Genomic DNA, 16,354 nt, shown 5'->3' with positions numbered 1-16,354 from the left:
GCTCACCACTTCTCCGCCCACGGACGAAGATCGAGCTCGTGCGTCCAGGCGCTTCGTGGCTGGCGGTGCAGCGCCACATAGGCCGCGGCGACGTCGGCGGGGTTCAGAATCCGATCCTGCGCCGCCCGCTCTTCCACGTCGGGAATGTTCCCGCGGCTGAACACGCCGTCGACCGCTCCGTCGATCACCACATGGGCCACGTGCAGGCCCTGCGGCCCCACCTCCCGCGCCAGGCTCTGCGCGACGGCGCGCAGGCCGTGCTTGGCCGCAGCGAAGGCGGCGAACCCCTCGCGCCCGCGGACCGAGGCGGTCGCGCCGGTGAAGATGATCGTGCCCCGCCCGCGCGGCAGCATCACCCGCGCCGCCTCCCGTCCGGTGAGGAAGCCTGCGAAACAGGCCATCTCCCACACCTTGGTGAAGACCCGGCTGGTGGTCTCCAGGATGGGAAAGCGCACGTTCGCCCCGATATTGAAGACCACCACCTCCAGCGGACCCACATCGGCCTCGATCTCATCGAAGAGAGCGATCATCTCGCCCTCCTCCCGGGCGTCCACGCCGTAGGCCCGGGCCTTCCCTCCAGCCTCTTCGATCTGGCGGGCCAGCGCGTTCAGCGCGTCGCGGCGCCGCGGGCGGCGCGTGACGCAGGCCGTCAGGCCCTCGGCGGCGAAGGCGCGGGCCGTCGCTCCGCCCAGCCCGTCGCCGGCGCCGACCACGAGACAGGCTCCGGCGCGATCCTGCGGCTGCGACATGGCTACTCCGTTCGGTTTCTGGACTGACGTTCGTATTGAATCCGGACGGAGTCAATGGGATCATGCGCCGCCAACCGGAGGCCGCCGATGAAGTGGGAAGAACTGAGCCGCGAACCCTGCTCCGTCGCGCGCACCCTGGCCGTGATCGGCGACCGCTGGACGCTGATGATCCTGCGCGACTGTTTCCTCGGCGTGCGGCGGTTCGAGGCCTTTCAGGCGCGGCTCGGCATCTCCCGCAGCATCGTGGCCGAGCGGCTGAACCTGCTCGCGGCCGAGGGCGTGCTGGAGCGCCGGCCCTATCAGGAACGGCCGGTGCGGCACGAATATCGGCTGACGGCCAAGGGGCTGGATCTGCACCCGGTGATCATGGCGCTCGTGGAGTGGGGCGACCGCCATTACGCCGGAGAGGAGGGCCCGCCGATCCTGCGCCGGCACAAGGGCTGCGGCTGCGACTTCCACGCCGTGCAGGTCTGCTCCGAGTGCGGCGAGCCGGTCGCCGCGCGCGACGTCGAAGCGCGGCCGGGCCCCGGGGCGGTCGCCCGCGCCGCGCCGCTCAATCGCTGAGCGCCTAGGTTCGGGTGGCGAACTCCGCATCGCCCGTCTCGGCGACCTGGGCGTCGTCGAAGGAGGCGTGGGCGGAGGCGTAGAGACGGGCGTAGAGGCCGCCGTTCCGCATCAGCACCTCGTGCGAGCCCTGCTCGATGATGCGCCCCTGTTGCAGGACGATGATCTTGTCGGCGTCGCGGATGGTGGCCAGGCGGTGGGCGATCACCATGCAGGTGCGGCCGGCGAACAGCACCTTCAGCGCCTTCTGGATGGCCAGTTCGGTGAAGGAGTCGATGTTGGCCGTCGCCTCGTCGAGGATCAGGATCTGCGGGTCGGCGACCAGGGCGCGGGCGAAGGAGATCAGCTGCCTCTGGCCGAGCGAGAGGTTGCGTCCGCGCTGACCGAGCGGCGTCGCATAGCCCTCGGGCAGCCGCATGATGAAGTCGTGGGCCGAAACCGCCTTGGCCGCGGCGACGACGTCTTCCCGGGTGGCCCCTTCGGTGTTGTAGCGGATGTTCTCCTCGATCGTGCCCGTGAACAGGAAGGGCTCCTGCAGCACCATGCCGATCTTCCGGCCGAGGGAGTCGAGCGTCACGTCGCGCACGTCGCGGCCGCCGACCAGGACCTGGCCCTGGTCGACCTCGTAGAAGCGGTGGGCGAGCGCGATGATGCTGGTCTTGCCCGAGCCCGTCGGCCCCACCAGGGCGACGACCTCGCGGGGTTTCACGGTGAAGCTGACATCGTGCAGCACCGGCCGCGCCGGGTCGTAGCCGAAGGTGACATTGCGGAATTCCACCGTCGGCTCGACATCGCCCAGAGGTTCGGCGTCCGGCTTGTCCTGGATGGTCACGGGCACGTCCAGCACCTCGAAGATGCGATGGCCCGCCGCCATGGCGCGCTGCATGATCGTGTACTGCATCGACAGCATGCGGACCGGATCGAAGAAGCGCTGCACGTAGAAGATGAAGGCGACCATGACGCCCACGTCCAGCCGGCCGCCGAGCACCGCATTGCCGCCGACCACGATGACGATGGCCATGGCGAAGCCGGTCAGCACGTCGACCGTCGGAACCATGACCTGGGTCATGGCCGCGGAATTGGTCTGGGCCTTGAGGTTCTCCCGCGCCTTCTCCTCGTAGAGTTCGAAGTTGAGCGCCTCCCGCCGGCTCTCCTGCACGGTGCGCACGCCGTTGATGTTTTCGGCCAGAGCGCTGTTGGCGGTGGAGGAGGCGTCGCGCGCCTCCCGGAAGGTCTTCTTCGAGAACGGCAGCCAGATGGCCCGCACCACGATCAGGGCGGGGATCACCGTCAGGGTCAGCAGGCCAAGCTGCAGGTCCATGGACAGCAGCACCACCGTGATGCCGATCAGCAGGGCGATGTCGCCGACGGCGCCGGTGGTGCTTTCCAGGAATTCCTGCAGGGCGTTCACGTCGCCCTGCAGCCTCGCCATGATCCGGCCCACATGGGTCTTGTCCATGAAGGACAGGGACACGTCCTGGAAGTGGGCGAACATGGAGCGGCGGACGTCGAAGATCACCCGCTGGGCGAGCCGCGCGCTCATCCACTGCTCCAGGAAGAAGGCTCCGGCGTTCAGGATCACCACGGCGACGAAGGCCATGATGATGAGGTCCAGCCGGTCCCCGTCGCCGCCGCCCACCGAGGCGTTGACCGCCTGGCCGATCAGATAGGGAATGGTGATCGCCGTGGCGGCCGAGATCAGCACGGCGACCTGGGCGCCGATGGCGAAGCTCTTGTGCGGCTTCAGATAGTCCAGGAAGCGGCCGAGGATCTTCGGATCGATGGAGGCGAAGATCTCCTCGGCGTCGTCGCTGCCGAGGGTGGCGCGCGGCCGGCGCGGCGCCTGGGCCGGGTCGTCGGAGCCGCGGTCGAAGACGAAGTCGCTCACGCCCGTTCCTCCTGGCGGCTGGCCGGCGCTTCCTCCGGCAGGCCGGGATCGGCCTTGGTCTGCAAGGCGTAGAGATCGGCATAGGCGCCGCCGCGCGCGACCAGTTCGGCGTGCGTGCCGCGCTCCACCACCCGCCCCTCGTCCAGCACCACGATCTGGTCGGCGTGCATCAGGGAGGACAGGCGGTGGGCGATGATGATCGTCGCCTTGGTCCTGGTGGCGCTGGCCAGGGCTTCGCGCACCTTGCGCTCGGTCACCGCGTCGATGGCGGCGGTGGAGTCGTCGAAGATCATGACGCCCGGCCCCGGCACCACGCCGCGGGCGATGGACATCCGCTGGCGCTGACCGCCCGAGAGCGCCACGCCCCGCTCGCCCACCCGCGTCGAATAGCCGGTCGGCAGGCCCGCGATGTAGTCGTGCAGCTGGGCCGTGCGGGCGGCCCCGACGATGCGGTCCTCCTCGGCCCAGGGATCGGCATAGGCGACGTTGTTGGTCACGGTGGTGTCGAACAGGAAGGCTTCCTGCTGCACCAGACCCACATACTGGCGCAGGGAGGCGAGCGTCACCTCGCGGATGTCCTGGCCGTCGATGGTGATCCTGCCGCCGGTGACGTCGTAGAAGCGGGGGATCAGGTTGGCGATGGTCGACTTGCCGCTGCCCGGCGCGCCCACGACGCCCAGGGTCTGGCCCGGCCGGACCTCGAAGCTGACGTCGCGCAGGACGGGCCGCCCCTCGTCATAGGCGAAGTCCACATGCTCGAAGCGCAGGACGCCCTCGCCGGCCTTCAGCGGCTGCGCGCCCGGCGCGTCGGCGATGCCGGGCGCCAGGTCCAGGACCTCGAACACCCGGCCGCCGGACGAGGTCGCCCGTGCGGCCGAGGCGAAGATCATGGCGATCTGCCGGATCGGCGCCTGCAGCAGGGTCATATAGGTCAGGAATTCGGTGAGCCGGCCCACCGACATGGCCCCGTCGATCACCTGGTGGCCGCCATACCAGAGCAGCAGGGCCATGGAGCCGTAGTAGCTCAGCGTCATGGCCGTCACCGCGCGGAAACGCAGGGTGATGCGCTTGAAGGAGTACTGCAGGGCGTCGTTCGCCGCCTTGTCGAACTTCCCCATCTCGAAGGCCTTGGCGGCGAAGGCGCGCACCACGCGGATGCCCTGGAGGTTCTCCTCCATGGTCAGCGTCAGGACCGACATCAGCTGCTGCACGCGCAGCCAGGTGACGCGGAGCAGGACGCCCATGCGGGCCAGCGCCCAGCCGGCGATGGGCACGAAGGCCAGCGCCATCACCGCCATGACGGGGTTGGTGGCGAACATCATGAAGGAGGCGACCGACAGCAGCATGACCAGCGTCAGGCTCTGCATCATGCCGCCCTGGATGAAGGCGCGCGTCCCCTCAAGATCCAGCATGCCGCGGGTGATCAGGTCGCCGGAATGGATCTTGTCGTGGAACCCGAAGGAGAGCCGCTGCAGCTGCTGGAAGAAGGCCAGGCGCAGGTCGTAGGCCACTTTCTGGCTCACCTGTTCGGCCACATAGCCGCCATAGCCGGTGAGCAGGCCCCTCAGGCTGGCCGCGCCGATCACCAGCAGGGCGGTGGTGAGGAGCGCGTCCTGCGCCGCCTCGGCGGTCGCCGCCCCGCCGGTCAGCAGTTGGTGGGCCTGGTCGACCGCGTGGCCGAAGAGTTTGGGCAGGGTCAGACTGAAGAGGGCCGCGCCGATCGAGCATCCGATGGCCAGCGCCGTAAGGCCGCGATAGCGCAAGGCGAGACCGATGATCCGGCGCAGGACCCTGGGCGCCGCCGACATGTCGATCGACGCAGAATCCTCCGCCGCACCCCGCAGGGAGGGGCGTGAAACACTCATCTGAAAATGTCCAATTCTGGTATGGCGGACATCATGGGGCGCCACCAGGGGTCGCGCCAGCCCCCTTTTGACGCCGGCGTCAGATAGTCCGTCTACGTGACGGTTCGTGCCTTGCGCGGGCCCGAGAAGGACCGACAAGCGCGGTCGCCTGCGATCAACTCACAGGCTTTGGCCAGGCCACCGTGACAGGGGCTTTCGGCCGGGGCGGACGGGGCCGCAGGCGCTCGCCCTTCAGCCAGATCTTCAGCGCTTCCCAGTGGATGGCGGCCATGACGCCGAGGATCATCCAGGGGTGGCTGAGGACGGCGCCCGCCAGGGCCCGGTCGGTCAGGGGCCGCCGCCGGCCTGCGAAGGCGGCCGACAGCACCGGCCCCTCGCCGTCGGACACCTCGACGCCCACCGAAACCGCCTCGCCCGGCGGCTGGATGCGGAAGGCGTAGCGGAGGTCCATGTCCATGAAGGGCGAGACGAAGAAGGCCTTGTCCGCCCCCTGCTCCACCAGGTCCGCGCAGGCCGCCTCCGGCGCCGGGATCAGATAGCTGTGCCGCTCGCCGAAGGTGTTGTTGACCTCGTAGAGGATGGCGCTCAGCCGCCCGTCCGGCCCGTGGCAGAAGTAGACGGTCAGGGGATTGAAGACGCCGCCGAACACGCGGGGCATGCAGAGCACCTGGATGGGCCCGCCATGGCCGAGGCCGGCGGCGGCCAGGTGGCGCTCCACCTGCGACTTCAGCGGGGCGGGCGAGCCGTCGCCGTGGTCTCGGGTCTGCAGCGACAAGGGCGCGGCCCGGTCGAAGCCGAAGACCCTGAGCCTGCGCGACAGGGTTTCGACCTCGTCCAGGTCGGCGAGCAGCATAAAGATGCGGTAGCGCAGCACGTGACGCCGCGGCTTGAACCGCGCGTGCGTCACCAGGCCGGGATAGAGGCCGCTCCTCACGCGGCGACGCTCACCGGATCGACCTGCGTCCTCGGCAGGCGGATGCGGCCCGACTCGTCGGCGACCCTCCAGGGCCGCCGCACGCCGCCGAGCTGCTCGGCGACGGCCAGGCCCGACTGCAGGCCGTCCTCGTGGAAGCCGTGCCCGAAATAGGAGCCGCAGAACCAGGTGCTGCGCACCCCCTGCAGGGACCAGAGCTCGTCCTGGGCGGCGATGGCGCCGGCGTCGAACAGGGGATGGTCGTAGACGTCGGTGCGGACGACCGCCTCGGGCGCGATGTCGCGTGTCGGGTTCAGCGTGACGAACAGCTCCGGCTTCGCCGGCAGGCTCTGGAGGCGGTTCATCCAGTAGGTGACGCAGCCCTCCTCGGGCGCGCTGCGCTTTCCGATGTGGTTCCAGCTCGTCCAGGCGGCGCGGCGCTTGGGCATCAGGCGGCGGTCCGAATGCAGCACCGCCAGGTTGCGCGTGTAGCGGAAGGCCGAGAGGATTCGCCGCTCCTCGGGCGAGGGATCGTCCAGCAGGGCCAGCGCCTGGTCGCCATGGGTGGCGATGACCACGTGATCGAACCGCTCCACTTCGCCGCCGGCCAGCCGGACCTCGGCGCCGTGCGGCGTGCGGCGAACGCCGGCCACGCGGGCGCCGGTGCGCGTCTCGCCCCAGAACGCCTCGGCGAGCTTCTCCACATAGGCGCGGCTGCCGCCCTCCACCGTCCGCCAGAGGCCGCGGCCGAAGATGCGCATCATGCCGTGGTTCTGGAAGAAGCGGATCAGGGCTGCGGCCGGATAGTCCCGGATGGCCGAGAGCGGCGTCGACCAGATGGCGGCGGCCTGCGGCAGAAGGTGGTCGTCGCGAAAGGCCTGGCAGTAGCCCTTCTGCTTCAGATAGTCGTCCAGGCTGGTCAGGGGCCCCTCGAGGGCGGCGATGTCCCGGGGGCCATGGCGGTAGAAGCGGGTGACGTCGCGCAGCATGCGCCAGAAGCGCGCGCTGAAGAAGTTCCGCCGCTGCGCGAACAGCGAGCCCGACGAGTACTCGAACGCGCCGTCGTCCAGAGAGACGCTGAGCGCCATGTCGGCGTCGAGCGTCCGCACGCGCAGATGCGCCAGCAGGGCCGTGAAGTTGGGGTAGTTTTCCTCGTTATAGACGATGAAGCCCGTGTCCACGGGCGTCTGGCCGCCCGCCCCGTCCGGCGCCTGGACGGTGTTGGCGTGCCCCCCCAGCCGGCCGTCGCCCTCGAACAGGACCACCTCGTGGCGTTGCGAAAGCAGCCAGGCTGCGGAGAGGCCGGAGATGCCCCCGCCCACGACGGCGATCCGCAAGGGGCGGGTTGAACGGTCTGGGCGCACGGAGTCTCCTCAAGATCTTCTGCGGGCGGGCGCCGGAGCGGCGCCTGCGGTGTGAAGCTGTACGGGGCGAGTGCGGGGCCGGATGCAGCCGCAGGCTTCGCATCCGAAGGCTCGGCCGCCGCGTACCGGGAAGGCAACGACCGGCTTGGCCGTTGATCCGCCATGCGAGGGACCGCGCCCATGAGCTTCATCAGTTCGACGATCCAGGCGTTCGAAGGGGCGCCCCTGCCCGACGCCATGCGGCGCGCGGCCATCGACTTCCTGGTGGCCAACGCCCGGCGGCAGCTGAACGCCGCTCCGCCGGACGCAGAGGCCGTCTTCGCGCGGGAGATGGCCGCCCGGCCCATCGCCGAGCACGTCCAGGCGGCCAACGAGCAGCACTACGAACTGCCGGCCGCCTTCTTCGAGAAGGTCCTTGGGCCGCAGCTGAAGTACTCCAGCTGCCTCTATGGCGAGGGCGTCGACACCCTGGCCGCGGCGGAGGAGAACGCCCTGTCCGAGACCGCCGCCCACGCCGATCTGCGCGACGGCCAGACGATCCTGGAGCTTGGCTGCGGATGGGGCTCGCTGAGCCTGTGGATGGCGCGCGCCCTGCCCAAGGCGCAGATCACCTCGGTCTCGAATTCGGCCAGCCAGGGGGACTTCATCCGCGCCCGCGCCCGCTCGGCGGGCCTGACGAACCTGACCGTCGTGACCGCCGACATGAACGACTTCGACGCGCGGCGCCGCTTCGACCGGGTCGTTTCGGTGGAGATGTTCGAGCACATGGCCAACTGGCGCGCCCTGCTGGACCGCACGCGGAGCTGGCTGGAGCCCGACGGCCGCGCCTTCATCCACGTCTTCACCCACGCGGCCACGCCCTACCGCTTCGACGTCGAGGACGAGGCCGACTGGATCGCCCACCACTTCTTCTCCGGCGGGGTGATGCCCAGCCACGGTCTGATGCGGCAGTTCCCGGACCTGTTCGAGGTGGAGGCCGACTGGCGCTGGTCGGGGCGACACTACCAGCGCACGGCGCTGGACTGGCTGGAGAATTTCGACCGCAACGACGCCGCCATCCGGGCCGTTCTGGCCGACGTCTACGGCGACGCCGCACCGCTCTGGCGTCGGCGCTGGCGGCTCTTCTTCCTCGCCACGGCCGGGCTCTTCGGCCACCGCGGCGGGGACGAGTGGGGCGTCAGCCATTACCGCCTGAAACCGGTCGCCTGAGGAGCCTCAAGACCATGCTCAAATACGTCATCGGCTACCTGGGAACGGGCCTCGCCTTCGCCATCGTCGACGCCGTCTGGCTCAGCACCGTCGGCCCGCGGCTCTACCGCCCGACCCTTGATCCCGTCCTGGCCGAGGAGTTCGCCCTCGCGCCGGCGATCGCCTTCTACGTCATCTACATCGCCGGCGTCATGATCCTGGCCGTCACGCCGGCCGTCCGGGAGGGGGAATGGACCCGCGCCCTGTTCACCGGCGCGGTGCTGGGCTTCCTTTGCTACGCCACCTACGACCTGACCAGCCAGGCGGTGCTCAAGGTCTGGTCGACCAAGATCAGCGTGGCCGACATCGCCTGGGGGACCTTTCTCACCGCCGTCTCCGCAGTCGCCGGCTATTTCGCCATGCGCTGGGGCGAACGCGCCTTCTGAGTCGCAGTTCGGTTTCAGCAGACCCGTCAGATTCTCAGCCCGATCCGGCCGCCGTTCGGATCGGGCGGCGTTGTCGTCGCGGAATTCCGCTGCCATTGTAGGAGCAAGGATGGCCCGGGGGCGCCGCAGGCATATTGCGTCTGCGTCCTCCGACAAAAACGGCCGCCGCCAACGATAATGCTAACGCGTCCGCCCCCGGGTCCGCCGGCCAGCGGCCGCGGGGAGGAATTTGATGGAAGATTTGAAAGAGCGCGTGGGTCTGGAAGACCGTCTGAACGAGGCGGCCGTGACCGGCATGACCATGGCCGTCTGGGCCGACGTCCAGCCCGACAAGGTGGCGGTCGTCGATCCGTCCGGCCGCGAGAAGACCTTCGCCGAGGTCAACGCCAACGCCAACAAGCTCGCCCGCCTCTTCCGTCAGCACGGCCTTGAGCCGGGCGATTCCCTGGCGCTCGTCTGCTCCAATCGCGCCGAATTCGTCGAAGTCCTCTCCGCCACCATGCGCACGGGCGTCCGCATCACGCCCGTCAACTGGCACCTGACCGCCGATGAGATCGCCTACATCATCAACGACTGCGAGGCGAAGGTGCTGGTCGGCGACGCCCGCGTCGCCGCCGTGGCGGTCGCGGCCAAGCAGTGCGACAACCTGGTCCTGAAGCTGGCCGTCGGCGGGCCGATCGAGGGCTTCCAGGACTACGACGCCGCCCTCGCGCCCCTCGACGGCGGCGACATCGCCGACCCGGTCCTGGGCAACCAGATGATGTACACCTCGGGCACCACCGGCCGTCCCAAGGGCGTCTTCCGGCCCAACCCCGTGGTCACGCCGGCCAACGTCCTGGCCGGCCGCGGCTATGACGCGACCTCCATCCAGCTCTGCGCCGGCCCCGCCTACCACGCCGCTCCGCTCGCCTTCGACGTGCGCGCGGCCATGGGCACCGGCTCGACCCTCGTCTTCATCGACAAGTGGGACTCCGAGCTCGTCCTGCGGACGATTTCGGAGAGGAAGGTCACCCACCTGCACCTGGTGCCGATCATGTTCCAGCGCCTGCTGGACCTGCCGGCCGAGGTGAAGGCCAGGTATCCCGTCGACCATGTCCGCTACATCGTCCACGGCGCGGCGCCCTGCCCGCCCGAGGTGAAGATGGCCATGATCGACTGGTTCGGCCCGGTGCTGTCGGAATACTACGCCGGCTCGGAAGGCGGGGCGGGCTTCGCCATCTCCTCCGAGGAGTGGCTGAAGAAGCCGGGCAGCGTCGGCAAGCGTCCGGCCCTGCTGCAGGTCCGGATCATCGACGAAGAGGGCAACGACTGCCCCAACGGCGTTCCGGGCACCATCTACCACCAGCTGCCCCCGGGCGGCGGCTTCCAGTACTACAAGGACGAGAAGAAGACCCAGGCCTCCAGGCTCGGCGATTTCTTCACCATGGGCGACGTCGGCTATTTCGATGAGGACGACTATCTCTTCCTCACCGGCCGCAGCGCCGAGACGATCATTTCGGGCGGGGTGAACATCTACCCGCAGGAGATCGACAACGAGCTGATCAAGCACCCGGCGGTCGCCGACTCCTCCACCGTCGGCATCCCGCACGACCAGTGGGGCGAGGAGGTTCGCGCCGTGATCCTGCTGAACCCCGGCTATGAGCCCAGCGACGACCTGGCCCAGGAGATCCTCGGCTTCGCCCGCCAGGCCCTGCCCGGCTTCAAGGTGCCGCGGGGGCTCGACTTCGTCGACGACCTGCCGCGCAGCGAGGCCGGCAAGATCCAGCGCAACAAGGTGCGCGCGCCCTACTGGGAAGGCCGCGCCCGCCAGATTTGAGTGTTCGAGAGCAGGGAAACGCCGCGTCGGGGCCGTCCCCGGCGCGGCGAAACCTTGCGAAAACATCCGTGTTTGGCGTGACTGCGGCCGTCGTGGCATGTACCGCGGCCTTCAGAGCAGCGAGTTTGCGCCATGCCCATCCCCTTCATCGACCTGCAGGCCCAGCGCCGCCGACTGGGCGAACCGCTGGAGGCCGCCATCCTCGAGGTGGTGCGTTCGGGCGCCTACATCATGGGGCCGCAGATCGCGCAGCTGGAGGCCGCACTGGCGGAGTTCGGCCAGGCGCCGCACGTGCTGTCCTGCGGCTCGGGCACCGAGGCCCTGGTCCTGCCGCTGATGGCCTGGGAGATCGGGCCGGGCGACGCCGTCTTCTGCCCCTCCTTCACCTTCGCCGCGACCGCCGAGGCCATGCCGCTGGTCGGCGCCTCGCCCGTCTTCGTCGACATCCTGCCCGACACCTACAACATGGACGCCGAGCACCTGGATGCGGCCATCGAGGTGGTGAAGCGCGAAGGCAAGCTTAGGCCCAAGGCGGTGATCGCCGTCGACCTGTTCGGCCAGCCGGCCGACTATCCGGCCATCAGCGAGGTCTGCCGCAAGCACGGCTTGAAGCTGATCGCCGACTCCGCCCAGGGCTTCGGCTGCACCCTGGACGAGCGCCATCCGATCTTCTGGGCCGACGTGGCCACCACCAGCTTCTTCCCGGCCAAGCCGCTGGGCGCCTATGGCGACGGCGGCGCGGTGCTGTGCAAGGACGCGCGCCTGCACGACCTGCTGGTCTCGCTCCGCGTCCACGGCCAGGCGGTGAAGTCGGATCTCGAGGGCCGCACCTTCGAGCACGATCCGAAGTACCTGAACATGCGGGTGGGCATGAACAGCCGCATGGACACCATCCAGGCCGCCGTCCTGCTGCAGAAGCTGTCGATCTTCTCCGACGAGATCGCCGCCCGGAACCGCGTCGCCGACCGCTATGCGCAAGGGCTCTCCGACGTCGTCACGGTCCCGAAGGTCATCGAGGGCGGCGTTTCGGTCTGGGCGCAGTACACGATCGAATGCGACGACCGCGACGGCCTGGCCGCCCACCTGAAGGCCGCCGACATTCCCACCGCCGTCTATTATCCGATCCCCATCCACAAGCAGGGCGTCTATTCTGGCTATCCCGTGGGCCCGGGCGGCCTGCCGGTGACGCAGGCCAAGGCCGAGCGCGTCATCAGCCTGCCCATGCACCCCTATCTGGAGCCGGACGTGCAGGATCAGATCATCGCCGCCGTGCGGGCCTTCGCCGGCCGTAACGCATGAATTCCATGACGCGCCCGCCCGGGACGGGCCCGACGCCGGAGGCCATGGCCGAAGCCTTCGAGGCCCGCGCCGAGTCGCGCGAGCTGGTGATCGGCATTCTGGGCCTGGGCTATGTGGGCCTGCCGCTGGCCGAGGGCTTCCTCGGCAAGGGTTTCCACGTCCTCGCCTATGATCCGGACGCCGCCAAGATCGAGGCGCTGAACGCCGGCCGGTCCTACATCAAGCACATCTCCGACGCCCGCGTGGCCGCCATGGGCGGGACCGGCCGCCTGGAGGCGACGACCGACGAAGCGCGCCTCGCGGCCGCCGACGCCCTCCTGATGTGCGTCCCGACGCCGCTGAACGTGCACCGCGAGCCGGACCTGACCTATGTGGCCGACTGCGCGAAGACGATCGCGCGCCACCTGCGTCCCGGCCAGCTCGTGGTCCTGGAATCGACCACCTATCCCGGGACCAGCGAGGAGCTGATCCGACCGATCCTGGAAGAGGCGACGGGCCTGAGGTCGGGCGTCGACTTCGCCATCGCCTACAGCCCCGAGCGCGAGGATCCCGGCAATATCGACTTCGGGACCACGTCGATCCCCAAGGTGGTCGGCGCCGACACCGAGGCCGAGCGGCGCATGGCCGTCGCCGTCTATTCGCCGCTCACCCAGGTGGTGCCGGTCAGCGACCTGAAGACGGCCGAGGCGGTCAAGCTGACCGAGAACATCTTCCGTCTGGTCAATATCGCCCTCGTCAACGAGCTGAAGATCGTCTTCGAGAGCATGGGCATCGACATCTGGGAGGTGGTCGACGCGGCCAAGACCAAGCCCTTCGGCTATATGCCCTTCTATCCGGGGCCGGGCCTGGGCGGTCACTGCATCGCCATCGACCCCTTCTACCTGACCTGGAAGGCGCGCGCCCACGGCGAGGCCACCCGCTTCATCGAACTGGCCGGCGACGTGGTCGCCGCCCTCCCGCGCCGCGTGGTCGAAGCCGTTTCCGAGGCCCTGTCGAGCCGCTTGGGCAAGGCGGTCAACGGCGCCCGCATCCTGGTGGTGGGCCTGGCCTACAAGAAGAACGTCGACGACATGCGCGAGAGCCCTTCGCTGCACGTCATCCGCCTGCTGCGCGAGCGGGGGGCGAAGGTCGACTATTACGACCCGCACATCCCCGCGGTTCACGACAATGGCGAGCATCCGGAAGTCGCCGGCATGACCTCCATCGCCTGGGACGAGGCGGCGCTGTCGGCCTACGACTGCGCGGTCATCGCCACCGACCATGACGCCGTGGACTATGCCGCGCTGACCAAGGCCGTCCCCCTGGTCATCGACACCCGTAACGCGGTGGGCCGCCTGGCGCCGGACTTCGTGGACCTGGTGCGGAAGGCCTGATCTCTGTTCCGCGTCATTCCCGGCCTTGTGCCGGGAATGACGAAGACGGGGCAGCCCCTATTTGAACCAGCAGAGCTGTTCGGTCGTCGCCAGCAGGACGCCGTCGCGGGACCACAGCGCGCCGTGCTGGTCGAAGAAGCCGCTCTCGAAGCGCCGGGCCTTGGCCTCGGCCAGGACGAAGTCGCCGGCGACGGCTTCCAGCTCCCCGGGCGTCGCATGGAAGTAGACGCTCATGCTCACCGTCGAGGCCGGCCGCCGCTCGGCGCTGCGATAGAAGATGCGCGGGGCGAAGACGTCGGCGAGGCCGGCCAGCAGCACATAGTCCAGAGGCCGGGCCTGATGGTCGCGCACCCAGTTGCGGGTGAGGCTGTCGGGGTTCTCCTGCAGGGGCGCCGAGCCCTGGACCGGGCGCTGCTCGAACATGGCGGTGAAGAAGCCCGGCCGCGTCGGCACGCTCTCGATCGCCTCGGGCGGCTTCACGCCCTCGGGGAAGCTCGCCTCGTGGGTGGAGAAGGTCTCGCGCCGCTGGCCGAGCGTGACCATGGCCATGGCCACAGGCGCGTTGTTCTGGAGAAGCTCCGAGGTCCAGAACTCCACCGACTTGCCCTGACGGACCGGGCGGGTGGAGAGCTGCAGCGGGCTTTCGTCCAGGCCGCCCATCAGGTTGACCGTCAGGCCCACGGGCGTGCCGCCGTGATCGGACTCCGCCAGCACCGCCTTCAGCAGCAGGGCCGCCGTCCAGCCGCCCCACGGGCCGATCATGTTCCAGTAGCGCTTGTCGATGCGCGAGTCCCACAGGCGCGGGCCGGCGGGGCTGAGGGGCAGGGATTCGTCGAAATCGTGCAGGCGCACGGACGCAGCGTCGTCCACGGGCAATTCCTCGAATGAATGCGGGCGCGGCGGGGAGGCCGCGATGAATGCCCCCGCTTCTAGAAAGGGCGCCGTAAGGGAAGGCTAGGCGAAGGGCCGTCGCAAGGGCGCAAACGAATGAGAGCGCAGCCAAGGACTGCGCTCTCTCCGTCAGGATGAGGCCGGTACTCCCCCAAGCCCGGCTACGTCACAGCAGAGGATGTGACGCTCCTAACAGCCCTTTTCGCGGTAGATGACCAGCAGGTGGTTCATCCGCTGCTGCTCTGGCGAGACGGTGGCGACGGGGACATCCCCGCCCTGGGCGATGGCCTGGCCCACCGCCTGCGACGAGGACTCGGCCACGGACGCCATGGCCTGGGCCGCATAAGGGCTGAAGGCCCCGCCCACCATGCCGCGGGCGAGGCCATAGCGCGCGGCGCCGCCGAGCACGCCGCCAGCCAGACCGCCCATCACGCCCCGACCCTGCTTGGCGCGCTGGGCCTGCCGGGCCTGCTCCTGCTGCTGGGTCATGAGAAAGGCGTTGAGCGTGTTGGCTTCGGCCCCGAGCTGGGCGCAGCTCATCTGCCGGTCGCCCGGGCGCAGGACCTGATAGATATTGGGATCGATCGCCGGAGCGGCCGGCGCCGCGGGCGCGGCAAGCGGCTCAGGCGCCGCGGAGGGCGCGGGCGCCGGCGCCGGAACAGCCCCGGCCGGGTCCGTGGCCGGCGGGGTCGCGGGCGCGGCGGGTGCGGCGGGCGCCGTCTGGGCGACGGCGCCGCCGGCGACGGCCAGCAGGGCTGCGGTGGCGCAAAGCAGGCGCTTCATGGGTTGATCTCCGAACAGCTTGTGGATGGGGACAGGCGCGGCGCGGGTCATGCGCCGCGCGCCTTGCGGATTTCAGCGACCAGGGCGGCGTTGAAGCCGCGATAGGCCGCACGGGCGAGCGCGCTGTAGCGGCGGGGCGAAACCTCGGCGTCAAAGACGAGGCTCTGGCGGTAGACCGAGTTGACGCCGACGGTGACCAGGGCGTTGTGCATGGCGACCGAGTCCGAGCGGTCGGCGGTCTGAGCCAGGATGCCGAAGGGCTGGGGGGAGCTGGCGCCCTTGGTGGTGAACCAGCCGGGCATGGCGCCGCCGTGGTCGTTGCCCCAGACGAAGTCGATGCGGCTCAGCGGATGGATGGCGAAGCGCAGGTCGGCGTCCACCGAAGCCGAGCCGCTGAAGGTGCGCCGCCCGCTGCTCTCCATATCGACATAGTCGATCATCAGCCGCGGATTGACGATGACGGCGTCCAGTTCCTGGCTCGCCTTGCCGAAGGTCAGCAGAGCGCCGGACGCCGCCACCGCGCCCAGGCCCTGCTCGAAGGCGTAGCCCTTGATCGGCGGCAGGGCGCGGGGGCCGTAGGCGACCCAAGCCTTGGTCGCCCGGCTGTCGATGACGCCCTGGCCGCCCACCGGCTGCGCGTAGCGGGGGAGGTTGCGCATCCGCTCGGACACTTGCAGCGCGCCGAGGTCGAGGACCTCGAAACCGGCGGCCTCAAGCTGGCGCACGAGGTCCGCATGGGCCTCGTCCGTCAGGTCCTGCGCCATCTGGTCGGTCAGGCCCACGAGGCGCGTGGCGACCTTGGTCGCGCGGCCGTTCCGCTCCAGGCCGGCGCCGGCGCCGTAGGCGCTGGCGCTGGCGGCCTGGATGAAGCCGATGGTGTAGCCCGGCACGGCGATCTTCGGCCGGTTCTTCAGATATCGCGTCGCCCCGCCGTCGAGGGCCACCGGCAGGGCCGGCAGATCGGCGGGCATCATGTCGAGCTGGGCGAGGCTGACCGCCCCACCGGTCTCGGAATTGGCGTAGGAACGGCCCACCGCGCCGCTCACCGAGGTCGCGCCGCTCCGTCCGGACGACGCGTCCCTTGCCGGCGCGCCGCCCCCTGGCGGGGCGTAAAGGGCGCCGAAGGGGTCGGCCTGGGCCGACGCAGGGCCGGCCGCCGCCAGACTGAGGAGAAGGGCGCCCACAGCGGCGCTGACGGTTTCGTGGCGCATGGGG

General features: G+C 69.7%; 14 protein-coding genes. 6 read left to right on the top strand and 8 right to left on the bottom strand.

Annotated features, from left to right (window positions below):
* Positions 1–2: 2 nt before the first annotated feature.
* Complete coding sequence (locus H2041_RS10995; protein ID WP_293412570.1) at positions 3–749, bottom strand: SDR family oxidoreductase; 747 nt, start codon at positions 747–749, stop codon at positions 3–5.
* 87 nt (positions 750–836) lie between these two features.
* On the opposite strand from H2041_RS10995, the gene H2041_RS10990 reads away from it, so the two are divergent.
* Complete coding sequence (locus tag H2041_RS10990) at positions 837–1,313, top strand: helix-turn-helix domain-containing protein (RefSeq protein ID WP_293412568.1); 477 nt, start codon at positions 837–839, stop codon at positions 1,311–1,313.
* 4 nt (positions 1,314–1,317) lie between these two features.
* Here H2041_RS10990 and H2041_RS10985 read toward each other — a convergent pair whose 3' ends face one another.
* The 4 genes from H2041_RS10985 to H2041_RS10970 all read right to left on the bottom strand — a co-directional run bounded on the left by H2041_RS10985 (position 1,318) and on the right by H2041_RS10970 (position 7,343).
* Positions 1,318–3,201, bottom strand: a complete 1,884-nt coding sequence (locus tag H2041_RS10985; protein ID WP_293412566.1) for an ABC transporter ATP-binding protein — start codon at positions 3,199–3,201, stop codon at positions 1,318–1,320.
* Positions 3,198–5,066: an ABC transporter ATP-binding protein gene (locus H2041_RS10980; RefSeq protein WP_293412564.1), complete on the bottom strand. Its 1,869-nt coding sequence runs from the start codon at positions 5,064–5,066 to the stop codon at positions 3,198–3,200. The genes H2041_RS10985 and H2041_RS10980 overlap by 4 nt, the downstream gene beginning before the upstream one ends.
* A gap of 154 nt (positions 5,067–5,220) precedes the next feature.
* Positions 5,221–6,000 carry a DUF1365 domain-containing protein gene (locus H2041_RS10975; protein WP_293412562.1) on the bottom strand — a complete coding sequence of 260 codons (780 nt, stop codon included), beginning with the start codon at positions 5,998–6,000 and terminating at the stop codon, positions 5,221–5,223.
* On the bottom strand, positions 5,997–7,343 hold the full coding sequence (locus tag H2041_RS10970) for an NAD(P)/FAD-dependent oxidoreductase (RefSeq protein WP_293412561.1): 1,347 nt from the start codon (positions 7,341–7,343) through the stop codon (positions 5,997–5,999). The genes H2041_RS10975 and H2041_RS10970 overlap by 4 nt, the downstream gene beginning before the upstream one ends.
* Before the next feature lie 180 nt (positions 7,344–7,523).
* Here H2041_RS10970 and H2041_RS10965 point away from each other — a divergent pair, with 180 nt between their 5' ends.
* From H2041_RS10965 to H2041_RS10945, 5 genes are all read left to right on the top strand, one after another.
* Positions 7,524–8,552 (top strand): cyclopropane-fatty-acyl-phospholipid synthase family protein, encoded by a 1,029-nt coding sequence (locus tag H2041_RS10965; protein ID WP_293412560.1) that lies wholly within the window; start codon positions 7,524–7,526, stop codon positions 8,550–8,552.
* 14 nt (positions 8,553–8,566) lie between these two features.
* Positions 8,567–8,977 carry a DUF2177 family protein gene (locus H2041_RS10960; RefSeq protein ID WP_293412559.1) on the top strand — a complete coding sequence of 137 codons (411 nt, stop codon included), beginning with the start codon at positions 8,567–8,569 and terminating at the stop codon, positions 8,975–8,977.
* Between the two features lie 232 nt (positions 8,978–9,209).
* Positions 9,210–10,793: an AMP-binding protein gene (locus H2041_RS10955; RefSeq protein ID WP_293412557.1), complete on the top strand. Its 1,584-nt coding sequence runs from the start codon at positions 9,210–9,212 to the stop codon at positions 10,791–10,793.
* Positions 10,794–10,925: 132 nt separating this feature from the next.
* Positions 10,926–12,092, top strand: coding sequence for a DegT/DnrJ/EryC1/StrS aminotransferase family protein (locus tag H2041_RS10950; RefSeq protein WP_293412555.1), 1,167 nt, complete (start codon positions 10,926–10,928; stop codon positions 12,090–12,092).
* A 5-nt stretch (positions 12,093–12,097) separates the two neighbouring features.
* Positions 12,098–13,465: a nucleotide sugar dehydrogenase gene (locus H2041_RS10945; protein ID WP_293412553.1), complete on the top strand. Its 1,368-nt coding sequence runs from the start codon at positions 12,098–12,100 to the stop codon at positions 13,463–13,465.
* 57 nt (positions 13,466–13,522) lie between these two features.
* On the opposite strand, the gene H2041_RS10940 is transcribed toward H2041_RS10945, so the two are convergent.
* The 3 genes from H2041_RS10940 to H2041_RS10930 all read right to left on the bottom strand — a co-directional run bounded on the left by H2041_RS10940 (position 13,523) and on the right by H2041_RS10930 (position 16,350).
* Positions 13,523–14,335: a thioesterase family protein gene (locus H2041_RS10940; protein ID WP_293412551.1), complete on the bottom strand. Its 813-nt coding sequence runs from the start codon at positions 14,333–14,335 to the stop codon at positions 13,523–13,525.
* A 210-nt stretch (positions 14,336–14,545) separates the two neighbouring features.
* Complete coding sequence (locus H2041_RS10935) at positions 14,546–15,139, bottom strand: hypothetical protein (protein WP_293412549.1); 594 nt, start codon at positions 15,137–15,139, stop codon at positions 14,546–14,548.
* Between the two features lie 47 nt (positions 15,140–15,186).
* A complete protein-coding gene (locus tag H2041_RS10930; RefSeq protein WP_293412547.1) occupies positions 15,187–16,350 on the bottom strand; it encodes a hypothetical protein in 1,164 nt (387 codons plus the stop codon).
* Positions 16,351–16,354: the final 4 nt, after the last annotated feature.

The organism is Phenylobacterium sp. (genome assembly GCF_013911965.1).
Taxonomy (GTDB): domain Bacteria; phylum Pseudomonadota; class Alphaproteobacteria; order Caulobacterales; family Caulobacteraceae; genus Phenylobacterium.
The sequence above is the reverse complement of the archived record's forward strand: the minus strand, read 5'-3'. Positions and strand labels throughout refer to the sequence as shown.

Coding starts and splice junctions, on each gene's coding strand:
- H2041_RS10995 (WP_293412570.1), bottom strand. CDS start 749: ATGTCGCAGCCGCAGGATCGCGCCGGAGCCTGTCTCGTGGTCGGCGCC.
- H2041_RS10990 (WP_293412568.1), top strand. CDS start 837: ATGAAGTGGGAAGAACTGAGCCGCGAACCCTGCTCCGTCGCGCGCACC.
- H2041_RS10980 (WP_293412564.1), bottom strand. CDS start 5,066: ATGAGTGTTTCACGCCCCTCCCTGCGGGGTGCGGCGGAGGATTCTGCG.
- H2041_RS10965 (WP_293412560.1), top strand. CDS start 7,524: ATGAGCTTCATCAGTTCGACGATCCAGGCGTTCGAAGGGGCGCCCCTG.
- H2041_RS10960 (WP_293412559.1), top strand. CDS start 8,567: ATGCTCAAATACGTCATCGGCTACCTGGGAACGGGCCTCGCCTTCGCC.
- H2041_RS10955 (WP_293412557.1), top strand. CDS start 9,210: ATGGAAGATTTGAAAGAGCGCGTGGGTCTGGAAGACCGTCTGAACGAG.
- H2041_RS10950 (WP_293412555.1), top strand. CDS start 10,926: ATGCCCATCCCCTTCATCGACCTGCAGGCCCAGCGCCGCCGACTGGGC.
- H2041_RS10945 (WP_293412553.1), top strand. CDS start 12,098: ATGACGCGCCCGCCCGGGACGGGCCCGACGCCGGAGGCCATGGCCGAA.
- H2041_RS10935 (WP_293412549.1), bottom strand. CDS start 15,139: ATGAAGCGCCTGCTTTGCGCCACCGCAGCCCTGCTGGCCGTCGCCGGC.
- H2041_RS10930 (WP_293412547.1), bottom strand. CDS start 16,350: ATGCGCCACGAAACCGTCAGCGCCGCTGTGGGCGCCCTTCTCCTCAGT.